The organism is Brevundimonas sp. ZS04, assembly GCF_001956865.1.
Lineage (GTDB): Bacteria > Pseudomonadota > Alphaproteobacteria > Caulobacterales > Caulobacteraceae > Brevundimonas > Brevundimonas diminuta.
The window spans coordinates 1-11,924 of record NZ_MTHE01000028.1 but is presented as its reverse complement, the minus strand read 5'-3'; the positions used below and the strand labels follow the sequence as shown (position 1 = coordinate 11,924).

The following is an 11,924-nucleotide window of genomic DNA, read 5'->3' as shown; positions in this document are numbered from 1 at the left end:
CATCCTCCCACGGCGGGGTGTAGGCGTCGGCCTCGTCGGCATAGGCGTCCGCATCGTCGGATGCGTCTGCGGCGGGGGCAAAGGCGGCCTGGGGCTGCATGGGCGCCGCGAGGGGGCCGTCCGCCTCCATCTCTTCGGCGTCGGGCAGGCGATGGCGCGGCTTGCGGGCCGGGGCGGCGGGCTCGGCGGCGGCGCGCGGGGCCTTGCCCGATTTGGCGGTCTTGGCCGGTCTTGCGGCGCGGGCCTCGGCGCCCTTCTGGGCGGCCCAGCCGGCGGTGTCGGTGAAGTCGCGCAGGCGCAGGCCTACGGTATAGGCCAGGCTCCACAGCGCCAGGATCACGAACAGCACGCCCAGGATGATGCGCGCGCCGGGGATTTTCAGGGCGCCCAGACCGTTGGCGGCCAGGCCGGTGACGGCGTCGCCCCACAGCCCGCCCATGCCCGCCGCCAGCGGCCATTTCGCGGGCGCCACCGGGGCCGACAGGGCGGCCGACAGCAGCAGCACGCCCGCGACGGCGCAGAAGATCTTGAACGGCGTCGGCTGCAAGCGGTGCTGCAGGGCGTCGCCGATGGCCACGGCCAGCCCGAAGGCGATCAGCAGCAGGACGGCCGGCCAGGCCGCCAGTCCCAGCGACTGCATGATCAGATCGGCGAAGGTCGCGCCCGCGCCGCCCAGCCAGTTGGTCGGCGCCTGGCTTGATGCGGCGTTCCAGCTGGGATCGGCCGGATTCCACGAGATCAGGGCCACCAGCAGAAGGGCGGCCAGCATGGCCTGCAGCACCCCTCTGAACCGCACGGCGAAGGGCGCCGCCCAGACGATGCGGACGGTGCTCCAGACGCGATGGCCGAGCGCGAGGGCGGCGGACATGAAGGCAAACCCCTGAAGGGACTGAAAGCGAGACTCCGGTCCTTAGTGCCCTGCATAAGGTTAAAGCGGCATTTACCAGCCTGGCCTTTGCGGGCTGTGATGAGCCCTTATGTCCCATCAGGCAGGCGGGCTTGTGGTGGCGTGAAGTGCGATAGGGGCCTAGAACGACAGCATGAGCGGATCGGACGACTACGACATCATCATCGCCGGCGCAGGTCTGGTCGGAGCGACCTTTGCGCTCGCGGCGGCGCAGGGAGGGCTGCGGCCCGTCATGGTGGACCCTCAACCCTTCGACGCCCAGTTGGCGCCGACCTTCGACGGGCGGGCGACGGCCATCTCCTACGCCAACTTCCGCATGTTGAAGGCTCTGGGCCTGGGCGAGGCGCTGGAACCGCACGCCTGTCGGATGGACCGCATTCTGGTGACGGACGGCCGCCGTCCCGGCGCCGCCAGCCGCAAGCCCTCGGCCGCCTATATCCGCTTCGACGCGGACGAGATCGGCGACCGCAACGGCGGCGAACCGCTGGGCTATATGGTCGAGAACCGCCGCCTGCGCGTCGCCCTGGCTGAGGCCGTCGAGGCGCGGGGCCTGGAGGTTCGCGCCCCCGCCGCCGTGGCCGATGTGGCGGTCGGGCCGGGCCGGGCGACGGTGACGCTGAAGGACGGTTCGACCTTGTCGGCGCCGTTGGTCATCGGGGCCGAGGGCCGCAACTCGACCGTGCGCCGCGCGGCGGGCATCGACGTCTTCGGCTGGACCTATCAGCAGAGCGGCGTGGTCTGCACCGTCCGCATGGAGAAGCCGCACGGCAACGTCGCCCATGAGTATTTCCTGCCGGACGGCCCCTTCGCCATCCTGCCGCTGACAGAGAACCGGGCCAATTTGGTCTGGACCGAAAGCACCCGCCGGGGCGAGGCCCTGCGTTCGGCCTCGGACGAGGCCTTCCACGCCCATCTGACGCGGCGGTTCGGCGACTTTCTGGGCGGGCTGACGATCGAGGGGCCGCGCTTCGTCTATCCGCTGTCGCTGCAGCTGGCCGAGGGGCTGACGGCGCCGCGCATGGCCATCATCGGCGACGCCGCCCACGGCGTGCACCCGGTGGCGGGGCAGGGGCTCAACATGGGCCTGAAGGACGTCGCCGCCCTGTCCGAGGTGCTGGCCGAGGCTGCGCGCATCGGCGAGGACATCGGTTCGGAGCTGGTGCTGGAGCGCTACGCCCGCTGGCGCCGATTCGACAATGCGGCGCTGGCGGCGGGCTTCGACGGCTTCGTGCGCCTGTTCTCCAACGACATCGCCCCGGTGCGTCTGGCCCGCGATCTGGGCATGGCGGCGGTCAACCGCATCGCCCCCCTGCGCCGCGCCTTCATGCACGAGGCGGGCGGGGCGACGGGGGATCTGCCCCGCCTGCTGCGCGGCGAGCGTTTGTAAGAGGGCCCGCTCGGCCTAGTCGTGGGCGTGCAGCAGCACGTCGGCGTCGTCGCGGCGGTCGGCCTCTTCCACCGCGCAGCGCAGGGCCGAGGCCCGGTTCTGGAACAGGCCGAAGAAGAGCCCGTCCGAAGAGGTCAGCCGCCAGACGCGGCCCAGGCGGCGAATCTCGAACAGGACGGGCCGGGCCTTGGCGCGGGCGGCGGTCATGAGCGCGGCTCGGTCTGGAGCAGGCCGTCAGCCTGACGCTGCAGCTGGCGGGCGATGCGCGCGGCGGCCTCGCGGTCCTTGAAGGGGCGGGTGGCGCAGCCGTCCAGGGTGACGCACCAGCCGCCGTCGCGGGCGACGACGCCATAGGCGCGCGGGCGGTGAGGGGCGGCGGGGCGCCCGTCGGGATAGCCGCTCATCATCGCGGGCGGCTCCCGTTGCGGGGCGTGCAGCCGAGATAGAGGGCCAACACGGTCTGGGCCATGCGCCAGACGCTGGGTGCGGCGGGCTCGGGCGGGGCTGGGCGGCTCAGCGACTGGTTCAGCAGGGCGCGGCGGCTCATGAGGGGCTCCTTCATGAGACGAAGAAACACCCGACGGCCATAAGGGCGCGATGAGGAAAGCGGGGCGCCGCCTAAGCGCGACGTAAGGTTCAGTCCAGCGGGCGGGCGTCTTCGGCCAGCATGATCGGCACGCCGTCGCGGATGGGGAAGGCCAGCTTGGCGCCCGCCGAAACCAGTTCGTTGCGCTCGCGGTCATAGGTCAGGCGGCCGCGCGTGACCGGACAGACCAGCACCTCCAGCAGGCGGGGATCGACCGAGACGGGGGTGTTGAAGGCGTCGCTCATGATCTTTTTCAGTTTCCTATCGTTCGCGCCGCGGGCGCTCACTGTTTGAGGAAGTTTGCGCCCTATCGCTCGCGCCGCGGGCGCTCGCTGCTTGAGGGCGTCGGGCGCCCTGTTATGTTGGTCGTGTGTTTATCGCGTTGGGCGCGCTCAGACTACTGCATCGCCGGGCCGGGCTCGTCGTCGTCGGGGGCGACGGCTTCGATGCGCAGGAGGGCGGTCAGGGCCGCTTCGCGCTCGGTCAGGGTCAAGGCTTCCAGCAGGGCCTGTTTCTCGGGCGGATCAAAGGGCAGGGCCATGGCCAGGCTGTTGACCAGGGCCTCCTGAGGCGCGGCGCGGGCGGTGTCCCAGTCGATGTCCATGCCGCGTCCCGCCAGATAGGGCGCCAGGGCCGAGAGGAAGGGCTCGCGGTCGAAATCCTCGGCCGGGTCCGGGGCGCGCAGGTCCGCCTCATAGGGCAGGAAGTCGACCCGCGCCTGGCGATAGGGGGTGCGGACCTGCATCTCGGTCGCCACGGCGAAGCGGCACACCCCGGTCAGGGTGATCAGATAGCGCCCGTCCGAGGTCTCGGCGAAGCTGGTGATCCGCCCGGCGCAGCCGACGCGGGTCAGGGGCGGGCGCAGGCCCGCGGGGCCGACCGGCTGGATCAGGCCGATCATCCGGTCGCCCGCCATGGCGTCGTCCACCATGTTCAGATAGCGCGGCTCAAAGATGTTCAGCGGCAGCTGGCCTCGCGCCAGGAGGATGGAGCCCGGCAGGGGAAACACCGGGATCACCTGGGGAAGTTCGCTGGCCTTGACGTAGCCCTGAGCCATGATCGCGCCGTTAGGAGAACAGGATGGAGGACAGGCGCCGTCGTCCGTCGCGGGCGACTTCGCTGTTGGGGCCGGCGGCCTCGAACACCGTCAGCAGCTGCTTGCGCGCGGCCTGGTCGTTCCACTCGCGTTCGGCCTGGACGATGGTCAGCAGGTGGTCGACCGCCCCCTTCAGATCGCCCGCCGAGGCCAGGGCCTGGGCCAGGTCGAAGCGGGCCTCGTGGTCGTTCTTGTTCGCCGCCAGCCGGGCCTCCAGCTCGGCGGTCGCGCCGGTCGGGGCGGCCGAGGCCAGCGACAGCTGGGCGCGCACGGCCTGAACCGTCGGCTCGGTGGAATCGGCCGGGGCCATGGCGATGGTCTGGGCCGCCTGTTCGGCGTCGCCCTCGACCAGATAGACGCGGGCCATGCCGGCGATGGCCTTCTGGTTGTCGGGCTCCATCGTCAGGACGTGGGCGAAGGCCTGGGCGGCGCCGCCCAGATCGTTGAGGCCCAGCGACTCCTCGCCCAGCGACAGCAGTTGCTCGACGTCGGTGTTGACGCCTTCTCCGCCGGTCAGCTTGTCGATGAAGGCCTTGATCTGGCTGTCGGGAATGGCGCCCTGGAAGCCGTCGACCGGCTGGCCGTTGACGAAGGCGTAGACGGTCGGGATCGACTGCACCCGCAGCTGGCCCGCATAGGCCGGGTTGGCGTCGACGTCGATCTTGACCATCTTCACCGCCCCCTTGGCGGCGCGCACGGCCTTCTCCAGCGCGGGGCCGAGCGTCCGGCATGGGCCGCACCAGGTGGCCCAGAAGTCGACGATGACCGGCTGATGCTTCGAGGCCTCGATCACGTCGGTCATGAAGGAGGCGTCCGTGCCGTCCTTGATCAGGTCGGGCGGGGTGGTCAGGGACGGGTCGGCGAAGGTCATGGTCGGGTCCGCATGGGAGTCGAAGGAAGGTAACGGATCAGATGGCGTCGGGATGCCTCGCCATCAAGCCGAAAGCGCGCCTTGCCGCAGGCGAAGGCGAGGAGAGCGGAAAAAACAGAGTCCAATTCGTCTGAATCGTCTGAAATCTCTTCCTTCGACCAGAGTGGATGGCGCTCCAGCATCCTTCTCCCCTTGTGGGAGAAGGTGGCTCGCGAAGCGAGACGGATGAGGGGTTTCTGACGTTTTGCCTCTTTGATCTCATCTGCTGGCGCAAGACCCCTCATCCGGCCCTGACGGGCCACCTTCTCCCACAAGGGGAGAAGGAAGAAAGAGAGGCGGCTTCGTCATGCCGTAGCAGGCGGGTGCGTCAGAACGGGGCGCAGCGCGCCCTACAGCCGGTCCATCCGCAGCCAGCGGGCGTCGCCCAGCCAGGCGGTCTTGAGGGCCTGGTCGGCGGCGGCGGCTTCGGCGGCGCGGCCCTGGGCGGCTTCGGCGCGGGCCAGGCCGTAGAGGGCCCAGCCGTTGTTTGGCGTCTGGGCCAGGGCCAGGCGGAAGGCGTCGGCGGCCAGGTCCGGGCGCCCGGCCTGATAGAGGGCCGCGCCCAGCGACTGGTGCACCGGATAGTACCAGAAGGCGGGCTCCATATAGGGCAGGGCGGCCTCCAGATCGGCGGCGCGGCGATAATGCTCGGTCGCCTCGGCGGGGCGGCCGCGCGCCATGGCCATGCGCCCGTAGGCCACGGCCTCGGCCAGGGCCAGAAGATCGGGCGCGGGCACGCCCTGGGCGACCATGTCGGCCAAGGCGGGGGAGGCCTTCAGCGCGTTCAGCGCCGCCATTTCGCGGTCGAAGCTTCTCTGGTCGTGCAACCGGGCGTGGGCGACGGCGCGGGCGTAGTGGCGCATGGCGGCGGCGTATGGCAGGCGGGCGTCGGGCGCGGGCGCGGCCAGGACGGCGCGCGGTTCGGCGAACTGGGCCAGAGCCTGATAGGGGGCGGCGTCGATGACCTGGACCCAGGCGATCCGCGCTGAGGTCGCCGGATCCAGCACCGTGCGCAGGCGTCGCGCTTCGCGCAGGGCGGTGTCCATGTCGCCGGCCATCTGGGCCGAGGCGACGATGAAGTGGATGTTGTGCGGATAGTAGCCGTAGCGGACCAGGCTCTCATCGTTGGTGTCGCGGATGAAGGCCTCGTCCGCGCGCGCCGCCGCGACGTTCAGGCGCATGGCCTCGGCGTAGCGGCCGCGCCGCAGATAGATGTGGCCGGGCATATGCACCAGATGGCCCGCGCTGGCGGGACGCGCGACGGCCAGGCGGTCGGCCGCCTTCTCGGCCCGCGCGGGATCGGCGGCCTCCATCAGGTGAATATAGAGATGGGCCGCCTGCGGATGGTCGGGGCTGCGGTCCAGAACCGTCTCGATCAGGCGGATCGCGTCGCCGATGCGGCCGACGGGGGTGCGCTGGTCGGCCTCCCAATAGTTCCACGGCGTGGTGTCCATCGCCGCCTCGGCGGCCAGGACGGCGACGTCGTCGTTGTCGGGAAAGCGGCGCGCGGCGACCAGCATGGCGTCGGCGTAGGCGGCGTCCAGGGCGGCGCGGTCGGCCGCCGGGTCGTCGGAGTAGCGTAGACCCAGGGCGTCGATCAGCGCCTGCTCGTGCGGCGCGGCCCCGGCGCTCAGGACCAGGGCGCGGTTCAGGGCCTTGAGCGCCGCCGCCCGGTCGCGTTCGTCCATCGGGGCGTTGATGTTGGGGCCCAGGGCCATGGCCTCGCCCCACCAGCAGGCGGCGCATGCGGGATCGCGGCTCTGCGCCTCGCGAAAGGAGCGCACGGCCCCGGCGTGGTTGAAGCCGTAGGCCAGCGTCAGCCCCTGGCTGAAATAGGCCTGGGCGCCGGCGTCGTCGGTGGTCGCCTTGAACGGCGAGGTCGTCAGGTCGGGATAGAGGGGAATGGGCTGCGCCTGGCTGGCGGGCGCGGCGACGGCCGAGGCGACCAGCAGGCTGCGGGCCAGGGCGCCGCCGCCGGAACCCGGTCCGCAGACGCCGCCGAACAGGCGCTCGAGGCGCAGCGCCGTTGCGGCGTCGGACGCGGGGAGGGCGGTCATCGGCCCGGCCAGAACCAGACCCGCTCCGCCTACGGCGAAGGCTTTCCAGAACAGTCTCATGCACCGTCCCCTTTCAGGGCCTGACGCGATGAACGTCCGCCGCACAGGCGCGCGTGATGAAGTCGAGAACGGCGATATTACGCCTTGGCGCGCCCCTTAGACAGGGCGATTCCGGGAAACGGGACTTTCCTGGGCGGGCGGCTCACAGACGGAAGCGGTTGGGGTCTGCAGAGGGTGGCTAGCAGGCATTGGCTCAGGCATTGTGTGTCCATGTCCCTGCGGCTTGCCCAAACTGCACTCGCGTCGCTTTTCCTCATGGTAGGGGCGTGCTCGGAGCGTCCGGCCGGCACAGCCAATGATATTGGGCCGGAGATCGTAGCGTGGGCAAAGTTGAATACCCAAGCTTTTAGCCCAACTGCCATCAAGTTGCGCGATGGAACGTGCCTAGACGGCAAGCGTGTGCCGCGTCCGTGGGCGATTGCGACGCCCGATCCTGTAGACCCATTGAATCCTGCTCTTCTCATTGCTGCGGACGGCGACGCGGTGAGAATTTCACCCTACGAGGTGCCGGGTCGCAAGGAGGATTGGTACGGACATCCACAGGACGGGCGAGTCTGGGTTTCTGTGGTCGGCTGGTCAAATCCCGAGAAAGACTATCTGGAATCGTGGCTCGTTGGACCTCCTGCAACAGTGGACGCCTCAATACGCAAAACGCCGACGCCAGCCGCTAATGGGACGCCCACGCTTTGGACAGTGAAGATCAGTTCAGAATCCTATCCCTATGGCTATGTAGATAGTCGGAGGCTGACGCAATGTCGGGATTATGGCCCTGACATTCCACTGATCTGGTGCGAGATGGTCTCGCAAGATGAACAGTATAAGTTTGCAGTACAACTCGACGCCAGCAATCTGCCACGGCTCCCTCAGGTGCTGAACTCGATAAGCGAAGCGATCGAGAAAGCTCGTGGACCGTGTCAACTGGCATAGTTTATGGATTACCGCCCAAGGTCGGTGGTGATGCGGCGCCGTCTTTCAACGTCCGCAATGGGTCGATTTCAGACAGAGCCTATAGTCTGCGAAGTCGCCGTTCAGTCCAGCGCGTCGAAGTCCACTACGATCGGCTCGCGGTCCAGCAGCGCTAGGACGCGGCGGAAGCTGTCCTGGCTCAGGGCGGTGGTCGCCGTATTGGCCAGGGGGTGGAAGTTGACGACGGCCGCCTCCCACAGGCGGCGGTCCAGCACGAAGGTCACGCGGCGGTCCGCATCGTTGATCAGGCCCAGCGCCGTGACCGAGCCGGGGCGCACGCCCAGCGTCTCCCACAGCAGGGTTTCATTGCCGAAGGACAGGCGGTCCGAGCCCATGGCGCGGTGGGCGCGCTTCAGGTCGATGACCGTGTCCTGGGCCGCCGAGATCAGCCACAGGCGACCCTTCTTGTCCTTGAGGAACAGGTTCTTGGTGTGCAGGCCCGGCAGGTCGGCCTTGAGGTCCAGCCCTTCCTCGACGCGGAAGACGGCGGGGTGGTCGTGGGTGGCCTGTTCGATCCCGTGCTCGGCCATCCAGGCCAGCAGGCGGGCGCGGTCATACGCGGGCTCGTGCAGGATGTCGGAGGCGGGATCGGCGGCGATGGCGGTCATCTCGGTCTTGTCGGGCGGGCGGCGAGGGCGATAGGGGAGGAAGCCGACCCTCAGGGTCGCCGCCTTATTCGTCAAGCTTGGGAGCCGCGTCTTGGAACTGGAATGCTATCCGATGAATGCGCGTCCGTGCGACCTAGTGCCGGGCCGCCAGTCGCGCAACTGGATGGACGCCTTCGCCAGCCGTCACCCCTATCGCTGTCTGCCGCTGACCATGGCCAACACCACGGGGTGGGAGATCCTGTGCCCCTTCGGCTTCACGGCCGAGTGGAACGGCGGGCCGTCGCAGACCGACATCAAGATCACGCCGGACCGGCCGCAGCCGGAGCTGGACCACTTCGTCACTTCGCACTTTTCGCGCGGGGTGCTGACCATGCACCCGCAGTATCTGTTCCGCACGCCGCCGGGCTGGGGGCTGATCGCGCAGGGCTCGCCCAACCACGTCAAGGACGGCATCCAGCCGCTGAGCGGCCTGATCGAGACGGACTGGCTGCCCTTCCCCTTCACCATGAACTGGATCTTCACGCGGCCGGGCCGGATCAAGTTCGAGAAGGGCGAGCCTTTCTGCTTCATCCTGCCGGTCGAGCACCGCAAGGTGGAGCAGTTCGAGCCGGTTATCCGCTCGCTGGAGTCCAACCCCGGCATGAAGGGGCAGTTCGAAGCCTGGAACCGTTCGCGCACCGACTTCAACACCCGCCTGGCCTCGGGCGATCCCGACGCGGCCAAGGAGGCGTGGCAGCGCTTCTACTTCAAGGGCGAGGTGCCCGAGGCCCTGGGCTCGGCTCCGGCGACCCACGCGAACAAGCGCCGCCTGAAGAACCCGCGCATCGGCTGAGGCCAAGCGCCTGATGCAACAACGCCCGCCTCCGTCGCTGGAGGCGGGCGTTGTCATGTCTGGCGCCGCTCAAGCAGCGAGCCGCCGCGCAGGGAGCGTTAGCGGCCTGCTTAAGACGTGGGACGCATCACGCGCGGGCCGAGGTTGTTGATGACCTCGCGGGCGTCGAAGGCGTTGACGTCGCCGGCGGGCTTGGGACCGCGGCCCATGACGATCTCGGCCGTGGCCTCATAGCGGTCGACCTGGCGGATGTCGCGGTCCCGGCCCCAGTAGGGATCCCAGGTGCTCCAGTAGCCGCGCTGGTAGAAGCGCCAGGACGGACCCCAATAGGGGCCGTAGCGGTCGTAGTAGAAGGGGTCCGGCGTCGTGTAGAACCGGGTGTCGCGGTCGGTGGCGCGGGTGACGGTGGCGAACCAGTCGTAGCCGTTCTCGACCGTCAGTTCGGCCGAGCGCAGCAGCAGCGACATCTCGACCTGATCGCGCGAGGTGACCGAGTTGCCCGAGAAGCTGACGGCGTAGCGGTTGGACTCCAGGCGCTGCTCGGCATAGCCGCCCTGACCCTTCGAGCCGACCGGCTGATAGGGGGTGGCCGTCGCACAGGCGCCCAGAGCGAGCGCGCCCGCCAGGGCGATCAGCACCGGGGTTTTGCGAAGCTTCATCATGGAAAATTCTCCTTGAGCGTTCATTGAACGCCCGTCGGTCTGAACGAGGGGTGAATGGTCAAGTTCCCGATCGCCCATTCCCGGCGCATCACAGACGCGAGACGATGAGAACGGCGGCGAGGAGCAGAAGGCATCCGACCACAATGCCGAAACCCTTGCGGAAGCGCGGCGCGGTCATCTGTCGCGCCAGGGCCGCCCCGCCCAGGCCGTAGGCGCACATCGACAGGCCGTCCATGCCGACGGTGGTCGCGGCGAACAGGGCCAGCTGCGGCGCCAGCGGACGGTTGATGTCCAGGAAGGGCGGCAGGACGGCGGTGAAGAAGAGGATGGCCTTGGGGTTGGCGATCTGGACCATGAAGCCGTCGACCAGGGCGCTGCGCCCGCGCTTGACCTCGATGTGCGAAGGCTCGGCGGCGGTGGCGAAGGCCCCTCTCAGGGCCTTGATCCCCAGCCAGGCGACATAGAGGGCGCCTAGGACGGCGATGACGCGGAAGACCTGGGGGAAGGCGATCACCAGGGCGCCCAGGCCCAGGGCGGCGGCCCCGAACCACACCAGAGTGGCGGCGTTCATGCCCAGGACGGCGGTCAGGGCGGCGGCCTTGCCCTTCTCCATGCCGGTGGCGACGGCGAAGATGTTGGCCGGGCCGGGCGTCACCGCCATCACGGCCATGACGCCGAGAAAAGCCAGGTACAGATGCGGATCTACAGGAAGCGCGGCCATAAGGCCCTTTCGGGCGCAAGCGAGCTCAGGTCAAGCCGGGTCTGAACCCAGGCCGTTCAACCCAGACCGTTCAACTCAGACCGTTCAACTCAGGCGGGGCAGGGGACCGGGCCGTCGGAGTCCAGCGGCTGCGGCGCCAGGGCGGTCTCGGCCAGGGCGTCCAGGGCCAGGTCGAAGCCGTATTGGGCGATCAGGCCGTAGGTGACCATCTGTTCAGGGTCGATCTGCGCCCAGGCCCCGTTGGTCGTCAGGCCGTGAATCGCGGGCTCGGCCTCGGTCATGGCTTCGCGGACGATGGCTTCGACGTCGATCTCGGCCAGAGCCGCTTCGGCGATCTGACCGGCCTGGCGCGTGGCCTCGGCGGTGAAGTCGACGACGTGGGGCTGATAGTCGGACCACAGGGCGGCGACGCGCAGGCCCTTCTGAGTTTCGGTCAGGTCGGGGTCGGCCTGGATGCGCTCGGCGCGGGCTCCGAACTCCTGCATCTTGGCCTCGAAGACGGCGGCGGCGGCTTCCAGACGGGTCTCGGCGGGGGTCTTCTGCTCTTCGGCCACGGCGGTCGAGACCGGCAGCAGGGCCAGGGCGGCGGCCAGGGAGAGCGAGGCGAGGGGGAGGGCGCGGGTCATGACGAAGCTCCTTCGGCGGACGCCGCGCAGGGTCCGCCGAAGGAGGGATCGGCTCAAGTGAAATCGCGGTAAGGCGCGATCTCGCGATCAGGCGTCTTAGTCGACGGCGGGCGGAGCCGGCGGGGCGGCCAGGGCGGCGTCGATCGCCGTGCGGATCTGAGCGGGCAGGCCCCGCAGTTGAGCCGAGGCGGAGTCAGCGGCGGCCAGAATTTCCGTCTTCTTCTCAGCGTTCTCGGGCTTTTCGGCCATCTGGCGCAGGAAGGCGCCGTACTCGTCGGCGAAGGCGGCGAACTTGGGCTCGTATTGGGTCAGGACCGCATCGGTGCGGGCCTTCTTGGTCGCGCCGTCCAGGCTGGCGTCGTCCATGATCGTCTCGAGTTCTGCGCCCATGCGTTCGGCTTCGACGTTGAAGGCTTCACCTTTGGCCGCGAAGGCGGCTTCCTCGGGCGAGGGGGCGGGCTGGGCGGTGATCGCCGGTGCGGGCGGCGGCGGATCCTGAACGGCGG

Annotated in this window: 16 protein-coding genes; 3 read left to right on the top strand and 13 right to left on the bottom strand. The window is 69.2% G+C overall.

Features of this window, described 5'->3' with window-relative positions; genetic code table 11:
• Window positions 1–868 (bottom strand): DNA translocase FtsK 4TM domain-containing protein (locus BJP32_RS16440; RefSeq protein WP_198935306.1); only part of this gene is annotated, 868 nt, incomplete at its 3' end.
• A 172-nt stretch (window positions 869–1,040) separates the two neighbouring features.
• Here BJP32_RS16440 and BJP32_RS16435 point away from each other — a divergent pair.
• Window positions 1,041–2,294: a UbiH/UbiF/VisC/COQ6 family ubiquinone biosynthesis hydroxylase gene (locus tag BJP32_RS16435; RefSeq protein WP_076224856.1), complete on the top strand. Its 1,254-nt coding sequence runs from the start codon at window positions 1,041–1,043 to the stop codon at window positions 2,292–2,294.
• Window positions 2,295–2,309: 15 nt separating this feature from the next.
• Here the strand turns inward: BJP32_RS16435 and BJP32_RS16430 are convergent, their stop codons facing one another.
• The 7 genes from BJP32_RS16430 to BJP32_RS16405 form a co-directional block, all read right to left on the bottom strand.
• A complete protein-coding gene (locus BJP32_RS16430) occupies window positions 2,310–2,501 on the bottom strand; it encodes a hypothetical protein (protein ID WP_003166572.1) in 192 nt (63 codons plus the stop codon).
• Window positions 2,498–2,698 carry a hypothetical protein gene (locus BJP32_RS16425; RefSeq protein WP_128719211.1) on the bottom strand — a complete coding sequence of 67 codons (201 nt, stop codon included), beginning with the start codon at window positions 2,696–2,698 and terminating at the stop codon, window positions 2,498–2,500. Before BJP32_RS16425 ends, BJP32_RS16430 begins: the two co-directional genes overlap by 4 nt.
• A complete protein-coding gene (locus tag BJP32_RS17390) occupies window positions 2,698–2,841 on the bottom strand; it encodes a hypothetical protein (protein ID WP_157677998.1) in 144 nt (47 codons plus the stop codon). The genes BJP32_RS16425 and BJP32_RS17390 overlap by 1 nt, the downstream gene beginning before the upstream one ends.
• An 89-nt stretch (window positions 2,842–2,930) precedes the next feature.
• Window positions 2,931–3,125 carry a Trm112 family protein gene (locus tag BJP32_RS16420; protein ID WP_003166576.1) on the bottom strand — a complete coding sequence of 65 codons (195 nt, stop codon included), beginning with the start codon at window positions 3,123–3,125 and terminating at the stop codon, window positions 2,931–2,933.
• Between the two features lie 152 nt (window positions 3,126–3,277).
• Window positions 3,278–3,937, bottom strand: coding sequence for an LON peptidase substrate-binding domain-containing protein (locus BJP32_RS16415; protein WP_003166578.1), 660 nt, complete (start codon window positions 3,935–3,937; stop codon window positions 3,278–3,280).
• A 10-nt stretch (window positions 3,938–3,947) separates the two neighbouring features.
• Window positions 3,948–4,847, bottom strand: a complete 900-nt coding sequence (gene trxA, locus BJP32_RS16410; RefSeq protein ID WP_003166579.1) for a thioredoxin — start codon at window positions 4,845–4,847, stop codon at window positions 3,948–3,950.
• Window positions 4,848–5,236: 389 nt separating this feature from the next.
• Window positions 5,237–7,003: a hypothetical protein gene (locus BJP32_RS16405; protein ID WP_076224855.1), complete on the bottom strand. Its 1,767-nt coding sequence runs from the start codon at window positions 7,001–7,003 to the stop codon at window positions 5,237–5,239.
• A gap of 210 nt (window positions 7,004–7,213) precedes the next feature.
• On the opposite strand from BJP32_RS16405, the gene BJP32_RS17250 reads away from it, so the two are divergent.
• The gene (locus BJP32_RS17250; RefSeq protein WP_143255499.1) at window positions 7,214–7,930 is read left to right on the top strand and encodes a hypothetical protein; all 717 of its coding nucleotides are present in this window, start codon (window positions 7,214–7,216) and stop codon (window positions 7,928–7,930) included.
• Window positions 7,931–8,031: 101 nt separating this feature from the next.
• On the opposite strand, the gene BJP32_RS16400 is transcribed toward BJP32_RS17250, so the two are convergent.
• Window positions 8,032–8,577, bottom strand: a complete 546-nt coding sequence (locus tag BJP32_RS16400) for a prolyl-tRNA synthetase associated domain-containing protein (protein WP_076224858.1) — start codon at window positions 8,575–8,577, stop codon at window positions 8,032–8,034.
• A 91-nt stretch (window positions 8,578–8,668) separates the two neighbouring features.
• On the opposite strand from BJP32_RS16400, the gene BJP32_RS16395 reads away from it, so the two are divergent.
• Window positions 8,669–9,409: a DUF6065 family protein gene (locus BJP32_RS16395; RefSeq protein ID WP_003166583.1), complete on the top strand. Its 741-nt coding sequence runs from the start codon at window positions 8,669–8,671 to the stop codon at window positions 9,407–9,409.
• 110 nt (window positions 9,410–9,519) lie between these two features.
• On the opposite strand, the gene BJP32_RS16390 is transcribed toward BJP32_RS16395, so the two are convergent.
• The 4 genes from BJP32_RS16390 to BJP32_RS16375 all read right to left on the bottom strand — a co-directional run.
• The gene (locus BJP32_RS16390) at window positions 9,520–10,071 is read right to left on the bottom strand and encodes a hypothetical protein (protein ID WP_046652707.1); all 552 of its coding nucleotides are present in this window, start codon (window positions 10,069–10,071) and stop codon (window positions 9,520–9,522) included.
• A gap of 88 nt (window positions 10,072–10,159) precedes the next feature.
• Window positions 10,160–10,792, bottom strand: a complete 633-nt coding sequence (locus BJP32_RS16385) for a LysE family translocator (protein ID WP_046652708.1) — start codon at window positions 10,790–10,792, stop codon at window positions 10,160–10,162.
• Window positions 10,793–10,881: 89 nt separating this feature from the next.
• Window positions 10,882–11,418 (bottom strand): hypothetical protein, encoded by a 537-nt coding sequence (locus BJP32_RS16380; protein WP_046652709.1) that lies wholly within the window; start codon window positions 11,416–11,418, stop codon window positions 10,882–10,884.
• Window positions 11,419–11,514: 96 nt separating this feature from the next.
• Window positions 11,515–11,924, bottom strand: a 410-nt coding sequence (locus BJP32_RS16375) for a translation initiation factor IF-2 (protein ID WP_076224853.1), incomplete at its 5' end; no start/stop codon positions are given.